7 protein-coding genes are annotated in these 25,199 nt (G+C 49.2%); 5 read left to right on the top strand and 2 right to left on the bottom strand.

The annotated features are described in order from the left end of the window. Positions 1 to 21: 21 nt before the first annotated feature. A complete protein-coding gene (locus tag Pan54_RS23665) occupies positions 22 to 18,198 on the bottom strand; it encodes a hypothetical protein (RefSeq protein ID WP_146505905.1) in 18,177 nt (6,058 codons plus the stop codon). A gap of 423 nt (positions 18,199 to 18,621) precedes the next feature. Between Pan54_RS23665 and Pan54_RS23670 the strand changes: the two genes are divergently transcribed. The 5 genes from Pan54_RS23670 (at position 18,622) to Pan54_RS23690 (ending at position 24,026) form a co-directional block, all read left to right on the top strand. Next, positions 18,622 to 19,791, top strand: a complete 1,170-nt coding sequence (locus tag Pan54_RS23670; protein WP_146505906.1) for a hypothetical protein — start codon at positions 18,622 to 18,624, stop codon at positions 19,789 to 19,791. A gap of 227 nt (positions 19,792 to 20,018) precedes the next feature. Next, a complete protein-coding gene (locus Pan54_RS23675; RefSeq protein WP_146505907.1) occupies positions 20,019 to 20,927 on the top strand; it encodes a DUF6263 family protein in 909 nt (302 codons plus the stop codon). Positions 20,928 to 21,112: 185 nt separating this feature from the next. Beyond that, entirely contained in the window at positions 21,113 to 22,054 is a 942-nt protein-coding gene (locus tag Pan54_RS23680) for a DNA integrity scanning protein DisA nucleotide-binding domain protein (RefSeq protein WP_146505908.1), read from the top strand. 159 nt (positions 22,055 to 22,213) lie between these two features. Beyond that, positions 22,214 to 22,747, top strand: a complete 534-nt coding sequence (gene hpt, locus Pan54_RS23685) for a hypoxanthine phosphoribosyltransferase (protein ID WP_146505909.1) — start codon at positions 22,214 to 22,216, stop codon at positions 22,745 to 22,747. 19 nt (positions 22,748 to 22,766) lie between these two features. After that, entirely contained in the window at positions 22,767 to 24,026 is a 1,260-nt protein-coding gene (locus Pan54_RS23690; RefSeq protein ID WP_146505910.1) for a sulfatase-like hydrolase/transferase, read from the top strand. A gap of 24 nt (positions 24,027 to 24,050) precedes the next feature. Here Pan54_RS23690 and Pan54_RS23695 read toward each other — a convergent pair whose 3' ends face one another. Further along, on the bottom strand, positions 24,051 to 25,046 hold the full coding sequence (locus Pan54_RS23695; RefSeq protein ID WP_146505911.1) for a C-terminal binding protein: 996 nt from the start codon (positions 25,044 to 25,046) through the stop codon (positions 24,051 to 24,053). Positions 25,047 to 25,199: the final 153 nt, after the last annotated feature.

The raw sequence follows: 25,199 nt of genomic DNA on the forward strand, positions 1-25,199 counted from the left end.
GTCATTTCAAATCGTTAAATCTCAGGGAACAGACGGCGTTGTTGGCGTTTCCGATTCAGAGTTTGGTTGACTGTTCTCTTCTGGAATAATGCCCCCATCAGGAAGGGTTAATTCCGGTTCCCCTTTGCCTGCAGGTTCATCGCTGGGCATCATTTCATCAGCTGTTGGAGGACGATCCTGCAGACCATCGCTGTTGTCGGCGGGACGCCCATTTCTCAAGAGTAAATCGTAAACGACACGTAAGGTGGTCTCACCCGGTTCCTGCTGGAGAATTTGATAACGTCCGTCCGGCAGATCGTACTTTTCCACAAAACCGACAAAGTCGTTTAGAATCATCAACGCCTGCTCGCCTTCCAATGTGATCTCTTCATTCACATCACCTGTTGCATTGAAAATTCGTAATTTGACCAGACGTTCTTCAAACGTAGTCACTTCTTCAACAATTTGAACATTCTCAGCGGCTTCCTCAGCCTGAATGGTCTCTGAACGTTCCGAGATATTGGTATCCGTATCACCATTGGAAACCGTCCCCAGTTCAGGAACTTCGACTTTCAAATCAAAGGCAATGCCCGAGGCCAATCCTTCTCCTGGAACACCTGCAAATTCAATAATTGGCGGGAGGACAACCTCAACCCCTGTTTCGACTCCAGCTTCAAAGAAGGAAATGTTGGGATCATCGATAATGGTCACAGTGATTGGAATCGGGGCAGCCGGATTGTTGGGATCTGGGTTGCCAAAATAAGTGTGGGTATAAGTAAAGCTGTCTGGTGTTGGAGCCCCTTCAAAATTTGTATCAATCGTGCCATCGCCCCAGTCGACAAAGATCGTAAAATTCTGCTCAAAAAGACGTCCAAAATCACCAGAAACAGAAGCGAATCCTGTGGCGAGCACCTGAGGAGTAAAGATATTTTCCAATAGAGGAATATCCTGAACAACCGACCCGGTTGCACTGCGGATGATCACATCGCTGGCAATCTTGACTTCATTTCCTGTCAGCCCAGTGATCGATCCCCCCATAATATCGAACATAACCCCTGTATCATTCAAAATTAAATCATGGCCGGATCGGAATTCAATCGCACCGTTGCTTCCCGCAAAAATGGGTGCGTTGACCGTTAAGTCGTCTGTCATCGAATTCAAAGCTGCAATCAGAGAAATCTCGCCACCTGTTAGATTGACGATAGGTGCATTGACTGTTAGCGAACTATTGTGGCGAACCTCGATCTCCCCCCCACCAGTTCCCAGATTGGAAAGTCCTGAGACTCCAGAGAAGCTCCCAATAAACAATTCATTTCCACTTTGATTAACAATATTCACTGCACCGCTGGTTGAATTTTCAGCGGCCAGCACATTGACGAATGTATTTAACGAAGTCCCCGAACCAATTCCATGAGCCGCACGGAGAGCAACTTTATCTCCCCGCAGATTCACAGTGCCACCACCAATCGCATTGCTGATTTCCCCATCCTGAGAGTCCAAAACAATGTTATTGTTCGTGCGAATTTGTGAAACAGAGATATCATCTGCAGCATTCATGGAGACGAAACCGGTCCCGGTTCTGACGACTGAAGTGGCATGCATATCAATCTGGCCAGCCGTGTCAACCGTCCCAGCTGAGACCATCAGACTGCCCCCCATCGTGTCCAAATCGACCATTGGACCCAAACGCAGGGAGTTTGCAACATTCAGGGCCACATCGCCGCCATTTGTGGCGACATTGTTATTCAACAGAAGTTGACCACCACTGCCCGTGGTCTTCAGCGACAGATCTCCACCAGCCAAATGAATCCCCATTCCCGGAGTCGTAACCGTAATCGTATCCACCGCAGAGATGATCACCTGGCCGGGAGACTGCTGATCGATTCGATCAATATTCAATGCCGTTGTCTCGGAGATCTCGATGTTGCCGGAATTCATATTCGTGAAGTCAATACTTCCAACCGATGTTTCCAGAGCATTTCCGGAGCCAATTCCATTGTTGGATTTAATCACAACGCGTCCGGATTCTACAATCAAATCGGAGCCTCCCGTATCTCCAGAATCAGTGACTGCTGCGGATGTTGTGATAGAAATTGCGGTTGTGGAATTGGAATCGGTTTGGAGTTGGCCAATCGAGACATCACCAAAGGCTGTGATGTCAATCAGTCCCGAAGTCGATGCGATTCGTGTCCCGTCGGCCATGCTGAGCATTCCATTTCCGACTGCTCCCGATTGCACGATAATGTTACCGGTCATCGTTGAGACGACAGAATTGTTATTCAGCACGATATCATTCCCAGTAGATTCCAAATGAATCTCACCGGTATTTGCGGTTACGTCGCCTGAAAGAATCAGATTGCCGTTTCCATCGTTATCGCCATCTCCAGCGATCAGTTGGATTTCACCCGCATTGGTTGTAGTTACGCTGCCGATAACCTGGAGCAGGCCATCTTCTGTTTGCAGATCGATTGTTCCCTGCTGATTAAAAACCGAGTTAATAATCAGTGCATTGTCTCCCGCACTACCGACTTCAAACAGGCGGACGTTTCCTGAAACGGTATTGGTGGCAATCACATCCGTCACATTTGTTCGCAGGTCGTCGTTGCTGCCGATGCCGGTCGAAGCCAGGAGTGTCAGAGAATCGCCTGTGATGTTCGTCACCGTTTCCGGAGTACTTTCAAGAATGCCGCCACTTCCTTTGGCCAATGTTCCCTGAACACCCGCAAAATCGGCTTCGATGATCACATCGCCCTGCCCGGCCAATCCATCAGAATTCGCATTGATCGTTGCGAGAGTGACATCGCCCGAGGCTCGCAAAGAAATATCGCCAGCTTCAGAAAGAACCCGAGCCATACTATTCATCACGATTTCGGCATTATCCACTCCATCGACGGTTCCTGTGATCGCCTGGTTCTCACCTGCACTGATCAGAATTTCGCCGGTTTGATCGGTTTCTACTCTGGCCAGAGATTGCAGTTGAATATTATTCGTCGCGGTCAGTAGAACATTTCCAGTCCCACCTTCTGCGGCAACTTTAGAATTCAGAGTCAGTGAGTTTAAACTGGCACCAGTCGCTGAGAGCTGGATATTTCCTCCACCCGTATTGATGACATCCGAGGTGATGGAAAGATTTCCAACCGTGCGAATATCGATCTGATCAACTGGTGAGCCATTATTGACTTTGACTCCGGAAACCGCCTGGATATCAGTGATCGTTAATCCGCCAGAAAGATCCAGAATATTCACATCGCCCGTTTGCGTAGCAACTGCCAACTGATCGACATCAACAAGCAATCGGTCATTATTCCCAACTCCTTTCGTGACATCAATAGCAAGCTCTCCGGCCTGAATACTCGCATTCCCGCTGCCGCCATCAATTACGCCACCACCCTGAGCGGTTGTCGTCAGTTCAATACGTGCAGTTCCGGCATCAAGATCGACAACGGTGATATCACCCATTGCAATAGTTGCCGCATCAATGGAGACATTTCCATTGTTGGTCTGCAGGTGACTAACAACGATCCCATCGGACTCAATTATATTCAGAGACTGCCCCGCTCCAGTGACCACAGCATCAATTGTTGTGACATCCGTTCGTAAAGTTGTATCTCCGCCAACGGATCCCGTCACAACAAACAAATCCTCTGCTCGCAATAACCCGAGTTCGCGACCAGCTGGATCGATAATATCCTCAACCCCTGTCAACCGAAGTTGACCATTACCAACATCAATTCCAGCATCAGGCAGAATAAGTGTCGTGTTCGAAATCAGATTAACACGATCTCCCGGAGAGGCAACAAGAGCACCGACATTAGTGCCAATATCCAGTTTTCCGGTCGAGGTAATTACCAGATCAGCTGCTCCGTTGACATCTGGAATCAATCCATTCGAAGCAACCAGCAAATCGCCCATGTGCATCAGATGGATTGTACCACCGACCTCAGTCACTTCGGCCCGCTCGAGTGTTCCGGTCAATTGCAGATCGATTGCATTTCCGGTCGCCATCTCGAAGCTGTCAATTTCACCGATGGCAGTTGCTGCTGAGAAAAAGGCATTGCCTGCATTGATTTTTGTTTGACCATCGTTCCGATCGAGAATGGAATCGGTTGAGGTGAAACGGACATTGCCATCAACTCCCACGACTCCAGTTGTCCCTGCTAAAGTGTTGATTTGCTGGTGAAACTGAATCGAACCTCCGATGGCATCGACAACGACATCGCCACCGTTTCCGGAAGTCGTCAACCCGTCACCGCCCTGGGTAAGAATCAGTCCAAGATCGATAAGTCCATCAGTAGTCGTGATGGAAACTTTACCCGCATCACCTGCTGCTCCAATTGTGTTTTCCAAACCTGATGTTGTGATCGACTGGTTCAGCGTGATATCACCTGTCCCACGCACATCAAGTGTGACATTTCCAGAATTGGTTCCGATGGGGCCCGTTGTATTCAAAGTGCCATCTGATCCGGTTGTGATTCCGGTGTCAGCGAAAAGTTCCAAGTCGCCACCATTTGTCGCAATGGCCTGTTGAATGAGCAGCGAACCATTCCCCTGAGCATCGAGTGTGACCATACCCCCTGCAGATGTGATTCCCGTTCCCGTTTCGAGAACAGTTTGCACTCCAGATTCGGTTATGATCGAAGTCAAGCTGGCCGAATTCTGAGTGATCGAAACAATCTCCAGATCACCTGCATTTGAAACTTCAATGTTATTAGCTGTATTAGTGAAATCAATTTGATGGACATCGATTTCAAGGGCGTCTCCAGAACCAATGCCTATCGCCGCTTGTATGACCAGACGCCCATCGGTCACAAAATCCCGGTCGGTATTTCCCGCATCGACCACTCCGCCCATTCGAGTGGTCACCTGAATGGCATTGTCGAAACTGTTGTTGGCAAGAATATTTGAGACAACAATATCCTGAGCCGCTTCAAGAATCACAACAGAAGTCGACTGGATCGTCGAACCATCATCCAGCAGAATATTGCCCGTGGCAGCCATTCCGCCAGCATCTGAAGTGAGTCGAACTTCTCCGGTTGTTTCACTGAAGATTTGCCCATTGGACGTCAAATGAATCTGCTCTGTCGCATTCAGTACGACATCTCCTGCGGCTCCTGCGGCAGTGGTATCGAGCGTGGCATCGATCAGAATGAAATCATCTGCTGAGAAGTTGATAGAACCAGTATCCGTACTGACATCTCCCAGAATGTTGATCTGGTTCGTATCCACAAATATAGAACCGGCTGAGAACTGATCCTGAATTTCCGTCAAACCGGTTCCCTGAGTGATCATCAGGTCTCCGCTCAAATCGACAGGTGACTGGAAGGTGACGTTCTGAGCGCTGTCGATTGTGAGATCCGTCAGGTTCATCACCGAACCTGCAAAATCAACCGTGCCTGTATTTGAGTCCACAAACAGCGATTCCGTACCAACCGAACCCGACAGATTGTTATTGAACAGCAGACTGCTGTTTGCAGTGAATCTGACATCCTGCAGCAAAGTGACATTCCCATTGAATGTGGCCATCGTGATGTCAGCCGTTAATTCGCCAACGGTCGCAGTCCCAAAAATTGTTCCTGACATTGCCGAAGATGTTACGTTCAAAGTTCCAATGTTGTTCAGATTCTGCTCAAACGTGGTTGTCCCCATGCTGGTGACCTGCAGAGAATTGAAATCGGAAACTTCATCTTCGAACAGCACATTCATATCAGAATCGATGACCAAATCGATTCCCATTCCGTCAGCGGTGACGGTCCCCTGGAAATCGACGTTAGCAGTCGCATTTAAAGTGAGATCAGCCTGCACGACGACCGGATTCTGAAAAGTGGCAGAACCGACGGAAATCATTGCCGTATTGAGATTCGTAATTCCGCGGCTCTCAATCAGCAGCGTATCGACATTGGTCATATTGGCATTGAGTTGCGTGGTCACGCCCGCATCGATTGTCAACATGCCAAAACCGGAAACCAGCCCGCCGAATGTAATCGTATCTTCCGCTTTCAGATTCAATGCGACCGTGTCAGGATCTCCGGTGAGAGTTGACTGGAATTCGATGGAATCCGTCGCAATGAAAGAAGTGTCCTGATTGATCGTCACCGCTTGAACAAACAGTGCTGACCCAACTGTGATTTGGTCGACATCCATCAGATCGACATTGAAGAATGTCCCGTCATCGGCATCGGTTCTCAACATTGTCACATCGGAAATATCGGTCGCAAAAGTGACCATTCCCGCTGCAGTGACATCCAGTTTCGCCAGATTGGAAACCGTATCTGCAAAAGTCACATTCGTACCGGCATCAATATTAAATTCCTGATTTCCATCCAGACCGGCAACCGTGTTCAGGAACTCGGCAGAGGTCGTGGTATTGAGTTGTGTCGTCTCCATCACAGAAACGACGTTTCCGAAAGAGGCGGAGCCGACATCGATGAGATCAGTTTCAATAGAGGTCGTTCCATTGCCTGCAATGATTAACTGAACGATATCTGTCACCTGGCCGTCGAACGTGGTTGTCCCGGTTGCATCAATCTCCAGCCGCAGGAGTGACATGACCGTCGAGCCGAACGTCACATCATCTGTGTTTGTGATTTCCAATTCGGATGTGGCTGCATTGCCACTGACAGCAGCCTCGAAACTCAGCAGTCCATCTCCATCGAAAGTGACGACCTGTTCGATTTCGACACTGTCACTAAATTGAGCGGTTCCGACCATCACGTTCAGCATATTGAACTGAGTCGCTCCTCCACCGAATGTTTTGAGGGAATCGACCGCACTGATATCATCCTCGAAGCGTGTCACCGCCGGCGTATCGATATTGAGTTCTTCAAAGGTTTGCACAGTCCCTGTAAATTGGACGGCTCCATTAGCATCGATCAGCAGAACATCGTCGCCTGAAGTTCCGGCCAGATTGTTGTTGAACGTAACTGTCGTATCGCTGTTCAGAGTCAAATCGTTTTCGACAGAAACATCCCCTGTGAAATCCGCTGAGCCTACTGAAATACTTGCTGCTGCAATTTGAGTCATCATGCCGGAATCAACAATGAGTTGATCCACATTGTTTACGTTTTGCTCGATTCGAACGTTATCGGTTGCAGTCACATTCAGCGTCATCAGATCATCGACGGTACCAGCGAATGTCGTGTTCTGACTCGTACTGATGACAAGTGATTCATCACCATCAACTCCACTGAGAGAGCCATTGAAATTAATGTCTCCCGTCGCTGACATCGTGACATCAGTATCAAGTTGAACATCGTCAGTAAATGTTGCAGTGGTCACTGAAACACTCGAGTTGGTGAAGAGAGTATTCCCTCCACCGTTGGTCAAAAGCGTTCCTATACTTGAGATTTCACCAGCAAAGCGAGTTTCTCCTGGGGCAGTGACTGTCAGTGAGGACAGATTCTGAATTTTCCCTGCAACCTGAACCGAGTTGGCATCAATCAGCAGTGTCGAGGACATCGTACTGTCGATGGAGACATCGGCGGGGGCGGAGATCAGGAAACTGACCAGTCCAGTCGCAATAATACTGGCACTCTGTTCGACAAACAGCGGGTTACCAAAGCTGGCGGTGCCGACGGAAATCAAAGCCGTTTCAAAATTTGTCTGACCTTCCGCTTCGATGGACAGGCTGGTCACATTCGTGACATCTCCGCCAAGTTTAATCGTCTGGCCATTTGCGACATCGAGATTGAGGTTTGTCAATGTGCCAATCGTCGAATCAAAATCGATATCGCCCCCGGCCATCACATTTAGAGAGGCGGACATCGTATCACCCGATACAGAACCGACAAAATTGACATTGCCGGATGCAGTGACACTAAGCGAAGGAACAACCGTCACCGTATTGCCAAAGGTGGCGTCACCGACATTGATCACATCGGACTCAATCCGTGTAGTTCCTGTTGAGCCGATCGTCAACGTTGTGACATCCGTCACATCACCAAGATCACCCTGGAACAGCAATGTTCCCGCTGCCGTCACATCCAGCAGAGTCAGGTCATTGATCGTATCGCTGAAAGTGACATCATTCGCAGAGGTAATCAGGAATTCATCCAGCGAATCGACACTCCCCGTGATACTCACATCTCCAGTCCCTGCTATCAGTGTCAAATCAAACAGATTCATCGACCCTGAACTGATCGCTCCCGTTATTGAGATCGAGCCGATTCCACTATCCGTTGTAAATATCGAATTCGCATTAATCAGTGTTGATGGAGAATCGAGAACGATGCTTCCACCCTGAGTCGTTAAGACACCCGCATTGTTTTGAGCAAAGCGAAACTGTGTGCCGGCGATTAATGAGATGACACCATCTTCGGTGGTGATTAATCCATCAGCAGTGAAGGCGATTTCCTGATTCGCTTCCATCATAACACTACCAGCACCGGTCGCAGAAACTGCAGCTGCAATGTTGATGTTGTCTGGTGGATCGATCAGAAAATTGTTTTCACCAAACTGGAGTGACTGCAGAATTGAAAGATCCGATCCTGCTCCTGCAAGAATCGTCAGATCATATTGTTCCATCGAGAGGTCAGCAGTGTGAAACGTAATATCTCCCGATAGATCGGCTCGACCAATCGTCAGCACACCCGTTGAAGAGAGAGCCTGCAGTTCGGCTTCACTCAAGTTGAATTGGCCAGGGGCAAGGTCTCCAGTAATTCCTCCAAGACCAATTGTGGATGCCGCGTCCAAAGGAATCAGCATGATGCCCGCATTCGCAGTGAACGTTGCAGCCGTATCAATTTCAATGGTCTCAGCCGTAATCGTCAGCACACCATTGTTAACGGTCAGTGTGCCACCAAATGTATAGTCAACTGTGACGAGCGACAACTCATTCACATTGAGCGTACCATTGAAAGCGATCGCAGTAGCCGCATCGAGAGTCAAAACATCGATATCACTCACATCGGCCAGAGAAATCGTATCAGCAGTGATATTGAGTTCCTCAAGTCCAGTTAGCCCTGTCACTTCTCCAGTAAAAGTCACATCGTTTGTGGCTTGAATAACAAGTGACTGATCCAATTGGACAGGCCCTGCAAAGCTGGCGTCATCAAGGATCAGGCTGCTGAACCGGAGAGTCGTCAATGTGCCTGCAGAGACGGTCAGTGCATCGACATCCGTAACCGTACTGTTGAAGAGAATGGTTTGATTGGCAGAGACATCCAGTGAGGCCAGATCGGAAACCGCATCCTGAAATGCGACTGTGTCCCCGTTGAGAATCGTTAAGGTTTCGGTGGCAGAATCTCCCGAGAGTGTGCTTACGAATGTCAGGGAATCGGCATTATCAAAAGTAACATTGCCTTCCAGTACAACAGCATCATTGAACAGTACTGTAGTGATGTCTGTCCATTGGCTTTGTGCAATAACCGTCGTTCCGGCGCTGTCGGTTTCCAAAGAAGTCAGATTGCTGACATCATCTCCAAAACGTGTTTCCATGGAAGCTGTGATCGTTAACGTCTCCGCCCCCGTTCCCATAATCGACTGCTGGAACGTGGCATCTGTTGCTGTAATCTCGATTGTGCCATCACCGGGATTATTAAATGTCACTGGCGCATCGATACTGATGGTTGTCGCTGAAATCGAATCCACGGTGAAACTGGCCGCGGCACTTGTCAGATCCAGCAATGTAACACCGCTGATATCTCCACTGAACGACGCTGTACTATTTCCGGTCAGATGAAGTTCGTCAAATGTGGAAATCGTACCGACAACAATCAAATCATCAGCCACTGTAGTTAATGTTGTGGCCCCCGTTCCTGTTACCGTGCCACCCAGCCGTAATTGATTATCAACTGTCATCATCAGTGATTGTGTGAACGACACGCCATTGCGTATGTCCAGATCCGCCACGTCAATCGAAGTTGCAGAAACCGATGTAACTCCATTAGCTGTAACGATGAATGTTCCATCAGTCGCAATATTGCCATCCAGATGAGTCGTTCCATCAGCTGTCAGTTCCAGCGAAAGAAAATCAGAGACCATTCCAGTAAACGTCAGATCCTGACCTGCGCCAATAGTCACCGTAATTCCAGGATCGCCCGTCAATGTACTATCAAATTCAATCGAGTTATTTGCGGTGATGTCGACATCGTTATTGAGTTTAACGGCATTTTGAAAATCAATTTCACTGGCATTGACGAGAGCAGAATTGAATGTGACCCCACCTGTGGATGCAACTTCCATCAAGCCGGAGAGATCAATATTGTCATCAAACAGTGTGGTGCCACTGGCTGATACTTTCAGGTCCTGCAGGTCTGTGATGGTATCATCAAACTGGACCGTTCCCGCATTGGTCACAATCAGATCAAACCCGGCTGGTGTGGACGAGAGCGTTTTTGCAAACTGCAGTGAGGTGGCTCCATCAATCGTGACATCGATTTCGAGAACGACATCATCGCCAAAGAGTCCCGAGCTAATTTCCAGATTCGAGCCGGCAACGGAAGTCTGTCCGCCATTCATCACCGTGGTCAGCGAGCCGACATTGACGAGCGAACCTTCGATTCGGTTTTCGGTGGAGGCGGTCAACTGGAGTGCCGTGACATCGGTGATCGTGCTGGCAAATGTGATCGTCTCACCGGCTGCGGTCACACCGAAGGCTCCGGCCAAGGTGCTGGCGAATTCGATGTCCGTAGCGTTCAGATCGGTTGCGGCCAATAATGTAACCGCATTGTTGAACAGGATCTGATCAGCGGTGGTGATGGTGGCCGCTTCCAGAGTGATGCCGTTGGTGCCGGTCACATCCAAGCTCTGCAGCAAGTCAATCGAACCGTGCAGTTCGACGGTATCGCCGATCAGGGTGAGATCATCGGTACTGGCATTCGAGGAGGTGATGGTCGAGTTAAAGATCAGCGCCCCGACGTTCGCTTCGATGGTCGAGGTCGTGGCGATGGTAACCGTGTCTTCAAAGGTGATGATGCCGGCGGTGATGTTGCCGGTGTCGATGGTAATGCCGGTGTCGGAATCCACGTCCAGAGTTCCGGAAAGGGAAACATCACCGCTGAATGTTGTCGTACCAGTAGCGGTGACCATCAGGTCCTGCAGGTCTGTGATGGTATCATCAAACTGGACCGTTCCCGCATTGGTCACAATCAGATCAAACCCGGCTGGTGTGGACGAGAGCGTTTTTGCAAACTGCAGTGAGGTGGCTCCATCAATCGTGACATCGATTTCGAGAACGACATCATCGCCAAAGAGTCCCGAGCTAATTTCCAGATTCGAGCCGGCAACGGAAGTCTGTCCGCCATTCATCACCGTGGTCAGCGAGCCGACATTGACGAGCGAACCTTCGATTCGGTTTTCGGTGGAGGCGGTCAACTGGAGTGCCGTGACATCGGTGATCGTGCTGGCAAATGTGATCGTCTCACCGGCTGCGGTCACACCGAAGGCTCCGGCCAAGGTGCTGGCGAATTCGATGTCCGTAGCGTTCAGATCGGTTGCGGCCAATAATGTAACCGCATTGTTGAACAGGATCTGATCAGCGGTGGTGATGGTGGCCGCTTCCAGAGTGATGCCGTTGGTGCCGGTCACATCCAAGCTCTGCAGCAAGTCAATCGAACCGTGCAGTTCGACGGTATCGCCGATCAGGGTGAGATCATCGGTACTGGCATTCGAGGAGGTGATGGTCGAGTTAAAGATCAGCGCCCCGACGTTCGCTTCGATGGTCGAGGTCGTGGCGATGGTAACCGTGTCTTCAAAGGTGATGATGCCGGCGGTGATGTTGCCGGTGTCGATGGTAATGCCGGTGTCAGAATCCACGTCCAGAGTTCCGGAAAGGGAAACATCACCGCTGAATGTTGTCGTGCCAGTAGCGGTGACCATCAGGTCTTGCAGGTTCATGATGGTACCATCAAATTGCACATCGATGGCATTCATGACTGACAGGTTGAATTTATCGGGAGCGAGCGAACTGAGTGTACTCTGAAAACGCAGTAAAGTAATTTTATCCATTGCGGATGATCCGGTAATTGAAACATTATTTTCCAGGACAACCGCACCACCAAAGTCTGCCGAATCAACATCCAGGGTTGTCGCAGCAAGGGATGTGGTTCCGCTTGTGGTCAATGTTCCAACATTACTGAGCGAACCTTCCAAACGAATTTCAGTGGATGCGGTCAAATCGAGTGCTGTGACATCGGTGATCGTACTGGCAAAAGTAATCGTCTCGCCGTCGGCCGTCACGCCGAAGGCTCCGGCTAGCGTGCTGGCGAATTCAATGTCCGTAGCGCTCAGGTCGGTTGCGGCCAGTAAGGTGACGGCGTTATTGAACAGGATCTGATCAGCGGTTGTGATGGTGGCCGCTTCCAGGGTGATGCCGTTGGTGCCGGTCACATCCAGACTAAGCAATTCGTCAATTGTATCATGAAGTTCAACCGAGACTCCGATCAAAGAGAGGCCATTGGCACTGGCATTGGGGGAGGTGATTGTCGAATTAAAGATCAATGCCCCAATAGTCGCCTGAATTGTTGAAGTGTTTTCAATCGAGACTGCATCATCAATAGTGATTGTGCCAGCAGTGATATTGCCAGTGTCGATGGTGATGCCGGTGGCAGAATCAATATCCAGTGTTCCAGATAGTGAGACATTGCCATTGAATGTCGTCGTGCCAGTCGCAGTGACCATGAGGTTTTGCAGGTTCATGATGGTGTCATCGAACTGCACAGTTCCGGCATTGGTCACCGTCAGGTCGGATCCAGTTGGGCTGGACGAGAGTGTTTCCGCAAACTGTACGGAGGTCGCACCATCGATCGTGACATCAGTTTCAAGAACAACATCATCGCCAAAAAGTCCCGAGCCAATTTCCAGATTTGAGCCAGCTATGGAGGTCTGTCCTCCATTCTCGATAGTCGTCAGCGAGCCAACATTCACCAGAGAACCTTCGAGTCGGTTTTCAGTTGAAGCGGTCAACTGCAGTGAGGTCACATCGGTGATCGTGCTGGCAAATGTAATCGTCTCACCGGCAGCCGTTACGCCAAAGGCTCCTGACAACGTTCCCATAAATTCAATATCATCTGCACTCAGGTTTGTTCCAACTGTCAGTGTGACGGCATTATTGAACAGGATTTGATCAGCCGTGGTCACACTGGTGGCTCCCAGTGTAATTCCATTTGTCCCGGTTACCTGCAGGCTCTGCAGATTGCTCACAGGCCCAAGCAACTGGACAGTATCGCCATTCAGGGTCAGATCATCTGTGCTGGCATTGGTTGAAGTGATTGCCTGCTGGAAGATCAATGCTCCGCTGGTCGCTTCGATGGTCGCAGTCAGTGGAGTCGGTGTTCCAGCAACCGTAACCGCATCCCGAAACGTAGCTGATGCGGCCTGGAGTTGAGCTGTGTTGATTATGATCCCGGAATTCGAATCCAGATCGAGCATCCCCGAGATGGTGACATCACCATTGAACGTCGTGGTCCCTGTCGCGGCCACACTCAGTTCATCAAGATCTGTAATCGTGTCATCAAACTGAACTGTACCGGCTCCGGTAATCAACAGATCGAAACCGGCTGGGCTGGACGAGAGCGTTTCCGCAAACTGCAGGGAGGTCGCACCATCAATCGTGACATCGGTTTCGAGGACAACATCATCTCCGAAAAGTGCTGAAGTCACGTCCAAATTCGAACCAGCAATTGAAGTTTGCCCGCCGTTCTCTACAGTCGTGAGCGTGCCGACATTGACCAGCGAACCTTCTAACCGATTTTCTGTAGATGCTGTCAACTGTAGTGATGTCACATTAGTGATGGTATCACCAAATGTAATCGTATCTCCGTCTGCGGTGACGCCGAAGGCTCCTGACAACGTGCTTACGAATTCGATGTCAGCCGAATCGAGATCAGTGGCTCCGGTTAAGGTGACTGCGCTGTTAAATAAGATCTGATCGGCAGTCGTAATTGTGGGAGCATTCAGTGTGATGCCATTCGTGCCCGTCACTTCAAGACTGAGTAAGCTGTCTATCGAACCGAGCAGTTGAACGGTGTCCCCCATCAGGTTCAGGGAATCGACATCGGCAATTGTGGAGGTAATCGACTGCTCGAAGATCAATGCGCCGGTTGAGGCTGTGATCGTCGTCGTTAAGGGGTCCATCATCGTTCCATCGGTGGTGACGGTCTCCTTGAATGTAATGCTTCCGGCAGAAATTGAACTGGTGTTAATCAACGAGGCTGAGTTAGCGACCAGTGTGGTGATATTGGAGAAAGTTCCAGCAAAGTTAATACTATTATTGTTCGTTGTCAGCGTGAGTATTCCCAAACTACCAACCTGATCACCGAAAAGAATTCCTGATTCCGCCTGAACCGTCAGGTCCGGCATCCCGACTGCACCGGAAAGCGTTCCATTCCAGGAAATGTTAGAACTTGAAGTCACCATCGCGGTCGTCAGGAAAGTAACATCATCATCGAAACTCATTTGACCGCCAGAGAGTGTCGACAATGTGAACTCTGTCGTTCCCCCACCTCCAGTTGAGAACTGGGTGACATTGGTGACATTTGCCAGGAATTGTGTCAAACCTGAAGCATTGACGGTGGCATTACCAATCTGATCGAGTGCCATATGGAAAGTGGCATCGTTTGCAGAATTAACGATCACTCCGCCGATATTGCTGACCTCATGATTGAAATCAACATCTCCTGTTCCCGCCATCACGACCAACATTACTGGAGACATCGCAGCCGAAGTGACGTCCCCATCAAATTCAACAAACCCAGCCCCGGTTCCTGTATTGAATACTGAGTTGGCATTGATCTGAATCTCCCCGTCCATATCCGCATCATGATCAGTTTCCAGCAGAATGTTGCCATCAACCGTCGTAATGGCATTCGTGACAGTCTGCTCAAAGAGGATATCCCGACCAGCGATCAGAGTAATCTGACCGGTTTCGGATTCGAGGCGACCAGTCATGTTAAAGGTGATATCGTTCAAGGCTTCGATATCTATCGTCGCTGCTCCAGTGACGATCATCGGAGCGGAGATCACAACATCGGTTGGCGGATCGATCGTAAAACTATTTTCCCCTAACGTGACCTGTTCATTGATCGAAACGGTACTCCCTGCAGTTGCCATCACAATCACATCAAACTGCTCAGCAGATAAATCCATCGCAAAGAAATTGATGGCTCCTGTATGAGTCGCTCCACCAATTGTCAGTGTGGAAGTCGAAGCAAGGGCCTGAAGATCTGCTTCTGTCAGATGCAGGGAGCCAACAACGGCATCGCCAGCATCTCCGCCGAGACCGATAATTGATGTCAGATCGTTCGCTTGAATGACCAGTCCGGCATTCGCAGTTGCCAGACCACTCATTCCGAAATCAATATCACCTGCAGTGAATTCCAAAGAGCCGACGGTCGCTTCAATGGCATTATTGATCGTGATCAATTCGGATTCGAGCTGAATTGTTTCGACGTTTACGGTCTGATCAATCTGTATTGACGTGATCGTTGTAACATCAAAAAGATCAAAATCAGTAACCGCTCCTGCGAGGTTTGCGGTGTCTGCAGACGTGATGCTGAAGTTAAGATCCGCAATCGAACCACTGATTGCACCATTGAATTCCAGATCGCCAGTTCCTGTGAAGGTAATGGACTGATCGAATTCGGCAGCGGTATTTAATGTCACGTTTGTGACAGACAGGCTTGCCAGATCGAATGAAGCCGTCCCTGTGCCGTTTGTTGTCAGTGAAACGACATTGCTGAAACCTTGATCAAAAGTTGTGCTGGTGGAGGAGGTCACATTGACGGAGCCGAAATCGCTGATTTGATTGGTTGAACCACCAAACTGAACCGTGCTGGCTGCGGAAACCAGAAGTGCAGCAGCGGCTCCGGTTCCTGTGATCGATTCCGTAAAGGAAATTGCGTTCCCGGCGTTGAGTGTCAGGGATTCAATCCCGGTGATTTCAGCAGGAAATGTGATGTCATTTGTAGTGGTCGCATTCAAACCATCGAGATTATTCAGCCCTCCAGTAAATGTCAGGTTGTCGGCATTAATAATCGTCAATATTTCCTGATTCATGTCGGCATCACTGCCGATTGAACCCAGGAAATCGACATCCCCCATGACACTCAACTGGAGTGATTGTTCGAGGATGACATCATTTGTGAGGTCAAAAGCATCGACCGTTACATTAGCCGTATTGAAAAAGAGCGTGCCGGCTCCATCAACAGACAAAACATCCAGATTTGAGACATCTCCTGAAAACCGTAGAGACGTGCTGTTAGTGATATCGACCAGTGCAAAAGTTGTCAAAGTATTTGCGAATGTCACATTCTGAGCTGAGACGATATCCAGTTGACCGGCAGCTGTTCCCGTAACCGTATTTTGAAAATCGACATCACCAGTTGAAGTGATCGCAATCGATGACAGTCCCGATACGGCTCCAGTGAATGTTGCATTAACAACGCTTGTCAGATTCAGGCTTTGCGTTCCATCCTGACCAGCCAGGCTTCCTCCAAAATCGACATTGGTATCAGCATCAATCGTAAGTGAGGTTGCGATCACCACATTATCTGCAAAGTTAGCCGAACCGACATCCAGACTGACGGCATCAAATTGTGTCGAACCTGCAGCATCGGTTGTGAAACTGCCCGATGTTGTCACATCTCCAGTAAATCGAGTGACTCCGGAAGCCGTCACCGCAACACTGGTAAACCCTGTCAAACTCCCGCTGTTCTGATTGAGGTGCACATCGGTCGCGGCAGTGATTGCGAATACTCCGGCATCGGTGCCAGTGATTGTCCCACCAAAATTAATTACGCGTGTCGCACTTGATGAGAGTGCGTTACTGTTTGTCGTGTCGCCAGTGACATTGATATTGCCGTCCGTAGGGCCAACGGCGACTGCTGACAATACGATAGAATTCAAACCAGTCAGCGATTGAATTCCGATTTCAGCCGCATTGATAGTCAGATTTCGACTATCGACCAGTGTTGCCTGGATCTCTGTAAAACTGGCTTCATTCGTGATGTCATACTGCAGGTTCTGATCGACAATCAATGTGTTCTGAATATCGAGATCTGCAGCTGCGACTGTTTGAGGATTCGTGCCACTGAAACGTGTGTCACCAGTTCCAACCAGTTCAAACAATCCGACATTGGCGAGATTGCCATGAAAGTCAACTTCCATCCCGGCATCAATTGAAACGGTTTCAAATTGATCAATCGAACTGGCAAAGAAAACATCACTGCCTGCGACATTCAGATGACTCCCTGCTCCAGCAGAAGCATTGCTCACACTGCTGAGAAAATCGACGGTTGTGGTGGCATCGACATCAATAGTTTGATATCCCGAAATGCCACCAGAAACACTGACTGTAGTCCCCGCTGTTAAATCCAGGATACCGTCATCGGAAGTAAGGCTTAAGCTGTTGAGCGAAATTCCAGCATCAGAATCGATGGTTAACGAACTGACTTCGGTGATTGAGCCAGTCACCGAAGCATCTCCCATCGCATTGATGACCAGCGTTTCGCTGCCGGTATTACCAGTCAAATTTCCATCGATCGCCACGATTCCTGCCGTGGGGCTCAATGAGGTATTGGCTGTCAATGTCACATTGCTCGTCAGTTCAATGTCACTTGCAAATTGGACGTCTCCATCGAGATTGGTCGTCTCTGACACAATCGAGATCGTGTTGCCTGTTAGAGTATTGACACCCGACAAATTCACAACATCGTCGCCAGCGGCATCATCGACAACGGTAAATGTGACATTATTCAGGACATCGAAATTGATAATGTCATCGCCGTCTCCCATGTCAAAATCGATTTGCGACAAGTCCGAAAGTGCAAATGTATCATCCGCAGTCATGCCAATCGTTATTGGAGTGCCAGTATTATTATTATCGATTAGCCGAACCCGATCTTCCATTCCATCATTGAAGACCTGGACGGTCACATCATCTCCCGCGGCATCTCCTACCACATCCAAAACTCCGCCTGCAAATGAAGCCGTCACGCTGAGCAGGCGACGTTCCTCGAGACGAATGCTTTGCAAAGGTCGATGAGCAAAGGCGGGTTGCAGTTTAGGGGCACGACGCCGAAGCCAGCGTGTGAACAGACTGCCATCAATTGTCTCCGTCGCGGCAGCTTCATTTTGCCAGGACCGTGAGGGCGTATTGATCCAACGACGGATGACCTGACCGAAGAGACGGGTCACTCCTTGAATTGGTCTCTCATTTTTGTTCAGATTCTCGCGCACAGTGCATTCCCGGGTGAATACGATTACCGATTCTCGAACCACTTTCATGAAATCATCCCATGAAATCATGAATCTCGACCCCATCTTGCCTGAAAAACCAACAAACCGTCGTTTGTCAGTCATTTGAAACTGAAAGCTGGGGGAAATTAAAATGGGGAAAACAGGTATTCTATTATATCTGTCATTTGTTTAAGGGCGATTAGTCATCTCGCACAACTCTGGATATGGCCCGCAAAAAATTGATAAGCAATCGATTGTAGCGGTATTCTACCGGTTGAATTCCGAAAGTCCTTGTAAAAAAAGGGAAGGATGCGCGGTTTGTAACAGTTTTTTTGGTTTCTCTCAGCTTCTCGATTGTTCTGGTCCGATGACGATAGAGGAGTTATTCCACAATCGCATGACAGGAAACGATTAAGGTTTCAGATTCTGCCTGCCATTTTTTCGCGAATATTAAAGATGGACCTTTTTCTCATGAGATATCTTCCCCATAACTTTCAGCACAAATTATCGATGAGCTGGGGACTGGGTTTGATTCTCCTCCTCAGCTTCAGCAGTCGAAGTAATGCTCAAGAACAACCCGTTCCAGAAGCACTTCCAAAACTGTTCACGTTGACTCACGAAAAACCGTGGTTGAAGACAACCTACGAGGCGTCAGAAGTTGTTCCTGATCAGTGGATTACGTCAAATCTCCAGCTGAATTCTGTGCAGGAAATTCAGCCAGCTGATGTGATCATGACTGCTCAGTTAGAACCAGGAACAGGAGAAGAAGTCGTCAACTCAGCCTACGAGCAGCTGAATTCGTATCCTGCTGATATCGAACCACTTACGGAAAATGAAAATACTCTCATCGAGCCGGCGGGCGGCCTGATCTTCAAAAAAGAGTCCGAAGTCGATGGCACCAGTGTGGAGTCGGATTGCACTGGAAATCTAACTGAAGATTTCTGTAGCAAAGAGGAAATTCACCTCTGTGGTGAAAATGGCTTTGGCTTTCCACAAGGTTATGTCCATGAAGAACTTGCGCCCGTTCAAAATCTTTGGCCTCGCCGCTGGGCCTTAGCGGCTCGCCGTCCAGTCTGGCCGGATGTTCTCTACTTTGAACATGTCGAAGGTCATGCTGAATATTGTGAACTCCTGAATCCTTGCGGGCCTGTTGATATGCGGGCATTGGATCACAATCTCAGCCCCGCCACCTGGGAAGGTGATAAGTCGCTGGCTCACACGCGGATTAATATTCAGCCCAGCAAAGGACCTCTGCCAGAGGATCGAGAAGCAAAGACGGCTGAGCAGCCAGCGATCTGCCATTTGCCAGGGATTTCGCGGGGATGGTGTGCGCAGGATAAATACTGGAATGCCTCTGATTTGACTCATGCCCCTTTATACTTCGAGGAAGCTAACCTCGAACGTCATGGATATTCTCGTGGTTACTGGCAACCACTTGTTTCAGGAACCCAGTTCTTCACCACTGTACCATTTTTGCCTGGTTTAATGACAATCGATCCTCCAAACTCGGTCCAATACGAAATCATTGAAGATCGACCAGGCTCGCTCACTCCTTATGCTCCCCGCGTTCCAAAGTGGACAACCAAAGCAGTATTGGTCGAATTGGCAACTGTTACGGGACTTGCGTTCATTATTCCGTAATACTTTACCAGCACGATTCCAAGAGCTGTTTATGCGAAGTTCTCTATTTGCGAACGGGATGATTCTTTCCCGGGTAAGCGCGAAATTGATCTCGTCCCCAGTTGAAGTCTTTGCTAGCATCCTGCAATAGTCGCCTGAGAGTCTGTGATAAACAGGCTATTCCGCTACAAATTAGCTTTCAGGCAGACCCGGAATGCAAATTTGATCACTCGCAGGGACGCGATACCATGTTTTTTCAGAATTCCCAAATTTTTCGATGCCTGATGCTTGTTGCCATTTCTCTGGCAGGTTCATCAGATTTTGCGAGAGCCGAGGATCCTGCAGAAGCTAAATATCATCTGCAGTATCAATTCGAGCAGGGACACTTTGTGAAATACCATGTGCAGGACCGCTCTGCCTACACAACACGCAAAAAAGAAATTGCGGAAACTGTTCGCAACGAATCTCAGCAGTGGCGACATTATCGCGTGATTGCGATCAATGAGGCGGGAGAGGCCACTTTGGAACTGATGATCGACCGTGCCCGGCTGGTCGCCCAATTCGACGATTCCAAGCCAACCATCTTCGATAGTGCCGATCCCAATTTGCAGCCACCCAAAATGCAGTCGATTTTGAGCTCGATTGGCAAACCTCTCTGCCGAATGCGTGTGAATGAACAGGGGGAACTGGTGCATGTGCAAAGTTTGAATGGCGATAAATCGCTGGAAAACGATCCTGCAATTAATTTCCTGGTCGTATTTCCGGAGCATGATGTCGCCCTGGGAGAAACCTGGACACAAACGCTGGAAGTTGAAGTCCCTGTGACTGACAAGCTGAAAGAGAAAGTGAAGCTTCTGCGGAAATACACTCTGGAAAGTGTGAAAGAAGACGTTGCCCACATTAATGTATATACGATTCTGACCACTATCATTCGCGATCCTGCAGTCAAAACGCGATTAATGACTCAAACCCCTTCCGGCTCTGTAGAATTTGACATGTCTCGCGGCGTGATGATTTCCAGGACACTCAGCGTGGATGATCAAGTCGTCGGGGCCTTTGGAGCGGGAACTCTCGTACATGCTCAGAATGAACGGATCGAAAAGCTCCAGCAGGAAACGGCTGTCTCCGAAAAAGCCGAGGCGGTTTCGAAGAATTGACTCCCTGCAATCGATTAATGAGTACGGCGTTTACGCATTTTGAAAACAGGGCATGCCCACCGCTTGACGATTAATCTGGTTTGCTTACACTCGACATTCATCTGTCGTGAAGTTCAAACCGCCTCAATTTGTCGTTTTCGACCCGCACACTGCTAAGGTTGCGGTTCAAAATGTGGAGCTCTTCAGTGAGTGATAATCGTAACAGTCTCTCACCAGAAGTCACCAGCCTGCTGGAAGCCTCAATCAAACTGGCGAAGGCGTTGAAGTCCTCTGCCATTCTGATTCTTTCTGAAGTCCCTTACGATTTTCGTGAAATTCAGAATCAATTCAAATCGATTCGTCTGATCGTCGCCACGGATAAACCTAAAGTCACAGAGGCGGCTAAAGAGGATGACATCGATTTTATCGAACTCCTGCATGAGCCGGGGACGCGACAAAATCAGTTAGGACAATCGCTGCTCGAAGGTCTCGCCGATGAGTTGATCAGCAATGGCGATTCGGTCGTCACACTTTATGCCGTCTTTAACAGAGAAGATGTCGACACCATCAGCGTGATCACCCTGGGCGATCAACTTTCCCGCTTGACCTCCCGCGATCTGCAACGCCTGGAAACTCAAGTCCCTCTCGAGACACTTCGGCTTGTAGTCGATTTGGCTTGTGAAATCGGACGGGAAGGCCGCGAAGGGAAATCGGTCGGCACGATGTTTGTGGTCGGAAATCATCGTAAAGTGATGCAGATGTCTCACGAGCAGGTGCACGATCCTTTCCGCGGTTACAGCCGCAAGGATTGCAAATTGAGGAACCCCCGAGTTCGCGAGAGCGTGAAAGAATTGGCTCAGATTGACGGCTCATTCGTCATCGCATCAGACGGGACCGTTGTCGCAGCCGGTCGCATCCTCGATGCTCCGGCTGATGGACTGACTTTGTCCAAAGGACTCGGTTCCCGACACTGGGCCTCGGCTGCGATTTCCAAAGCAACAAACTCAATTGCGATAGCGGTCTCGGAGTCAACAGGAACGGTTCGTCTCTTCCAGGATGGCGTCGTCGTTCTGCGAATCGAACCGATGGATCAGGCTATGAAATGGCGGGAAGATCTGATTGAGCCTCCGCCATCGACTGGTGATTAGAGCATTCTGCTCTACCTTATGCAGTCGCAAGATCGCTTGAGGGACTGATGTCGTTGTTTTTGCTCCTGCAGAACACCGTACGTTATTGATATTTATAATGTTTAGCTCGTCCTGAATGAGTAGCATGAGAGTGAAAGTATATTAAACCGCAAGGCAGATATGAAATCTCCAGTTCCTTCAATCATGATTCCCGCTGCTGAAATCCAACAGCGGGTGCAGGAACTGGCTGAGCTGGTTTCTCAAGAATATGCTGATCGAAACCTGACTCTGCTGGGCGTAATGACAGGCAGCCTGATGTTTCTGGCCGATTTCATGCGACATCTGAATGTTCCGCATCAGGTTGGAATCATTCAGGCTTCGAGTTATGTGGGGCAAGTCACGACTCCCGGCAATTTGAAAGTCAATCTCGACTTCCTCCCCTGTCTAGCGGGGCGACATGTACTGCTGATTGATGATATTCTCGATACCGGTCAGACGCTTGCTCAATTGCAGGAGAAAGTCAAAGTTCTGCAACCGGCCTCGATACAGACCGCGACACTGCTTTGGAAAAAATCCAGAACCACCCATGCGGTCGAACCCGATTATTTCGGATTCGAGATCGAAGACCGATTCGTGGTCGGCTACGGACTCGACTACAACGACGACTATCGCCATTTACCAGATATCTGTGAACTGACTGAAAGTCTCAGTTAACTCGAAAGCACCAGCCAGGATGATTCGTGCACTTCTTTTTCTGACTCTGATCACTCTATTCCCGTCCAACAGTAAAGCCGGGGAGGATCGCCCGAATATTCTGTTCATCTTTGCGGATGATCTCGGATATGAAATGCTTGGATGTTATGGTGGCCAGACAGTCAAAACTCCCTATCTGGACCAATTGGCTAGTGAGGGGATGAAGTTCTCCCGCTGTTATACCAGCCCGGTTTGCACGCCTTCGCGGATGTCTGTTTATACCGGCAAATATGCAATCCATCACGGATATTACAATGTGCTTCCTGTGCATCTGGGGACGAAAAAAGCAGTCAACTTTTCGGAACGCCCAACTTATGCTCAACAGTTACGAAAAGCGGGATATGAGACATCAGTGACTGGGAAATGGCAGTTGGCGACACTGGAATTTCATCCCGATCATTGTCGCTCTGCAGGATTCGATTCGTGGTGCCTCTGGCAGATCTGGAGAGAAGGCGCCAAGACAACTCGATACTGGAATCCCTGTTTGAATCATGATGGCAACATTCGCAACGACATCTCTGATCGTTTCGGCCCTGATGTTTTAGCCGATTATGTCATCGATCAGATGAAGGCAGCCGTCGAAAATGACAGGCCGTTCTGTATTCATCACAACATGATGTTGCCTCACTGGCCGATCAGTCAGACGCCGAATGAAAAAACCAAAGGTCAACCTGCTTCACTCGAAGCGATGGTGGTCTATCTCGATCAACTTGTTGGTCGTTTGACAAAAGCGGTCGATGATTTGGGCATCGCTGAAAACACCTATGTCATTTTTATTGGCGACAATGGAACCGATTCAAAAATCCCGAGGCGAACGAATTCGGGCCTTGTTCGTGGTGGAAAAACCAACCTGAACGATGCCGGGATGCACGTCCCGATGCTTGTGAGGAAGCCGGGAAAGATACCTGAAGGAACCGTGTGTGATCAATTGATCGATACTGCAGATCTCTTTCCGACATTTTGTGAATTGGCAAACGTGGAAACGTCCGAGCTGAATCTGGATGGAGTTTCATTTGCCGATGTACTCGATGGAGAGGGAACTTCCTCACGCAGTTGGGTCACAGGGGGCTATGGCAACGATTTCGTCGTTTTCGATGGCCAGTTTCGTTTACATCGCAAGACTGGAAAATTAATCGATTGTCGCAGGCTTCCGGAAGAATCCCCAGCTGAAGACAATGATCCAGAAGCGAAGACTGCCCGAAAAAAACTGGAAGCGGTTCTGAACGGATTGGGATCGTAATTTGATTAAACGGCCGTGCACATTTTAATTGACCACATTCACGGGAGGCATTCCCTGCAGGACGCGAAGGCAGTTTTGAGAACCTTTGATTCGCATATCCTGCAGGCCTTCTTCGCAATAAAAAGCGGCGTGAGGATTGATGATAACGCGATCGTAAGCTGGATGATTGGGATCGCGCCACGCATTGACCAATGGGTTTTGCGGAGCAGGAGGTTCGTCGGGCAGGACATCAATTCCGGCGCCGGCAAGATGATTATCCTCAATCGCCTGCAGCACAACTTCCGGTTGAAGTAAACCTCCTCGAGCTGTGTTAATGATGTATCCGCCCGGCGGCATCATACGGATCAGGTCTGTATCGACAATCGATTGTGTGCCGGGTGTGAGTGGACAGTGCAAACTCAATACATAGGCACTTTTAGCTAATTCGGGCAATGAATCAATCTGCTGGATCCCCAGTGCTTTATCCATTCCCTGACAAATGTAAGGATCATAAAAGCGGACATCAAACCCCAAGGCTTTTGCTCGCAGGGCCGTTGCAATTCCGATTCGTCCCAGTCCAATAATGGCAAAGACCTGATTTCGCAGGCGACGTTTCGGGACAACCTGTGAGTAAGACCAGGGGCCTACTTCCCGTTGCAGTCGATTGTTGAGCACATGCAGCCCACGAGTTAAAGAGAGCGTTAAGCCGATGGCTGAGTCGGCGACTTCTTCGGTTCCGTAGTCGGGAACATTCGCCAGATCAATCCCCTTCTGCCGAGCAGCCAGACCATCGACATTATCGATTCCGACTCCGCAGCGGACAATCAGTTTACAATCCTGCAGACGATTGATGGTTTCGCTGGTCAGGGAAATCGCATGATAGATCATCAAAGCTGAGGCTTGCTCGACGGCTCCGACCAATTCACTTTCGTTATTGGCATCAATCGCAACCACGTCTGCAACTTCGCCTAAAATCTGATGTTCGTATTCGAGAGGTTCGGTAATAAAATCGGTGACAACAACGAGCGGGCGCGAGCTCATGCTTAAAGTTCCTCATCAAGTGGAAGATGATATTTGCACATCAACTTTGTTCGAATTCACCACAGCAATGTTTATTGTAGCAAAGATAATAATAAAACCCGCACCTTGTAAGGAACGGGTCACTCGCATTGATAATATCGTTTTAGACGTAGG

The sequence above is a fragment of the Rubinisphaera italica genome (assembly GCF_007859715.1).
Classification (GTDB): domain Bacteria; phylum Planctomycetota; class Planctomycetia; order Planctomycetales; family Planctomycetaceae; genus Rubinisphaera; species Rubinisphaera italica.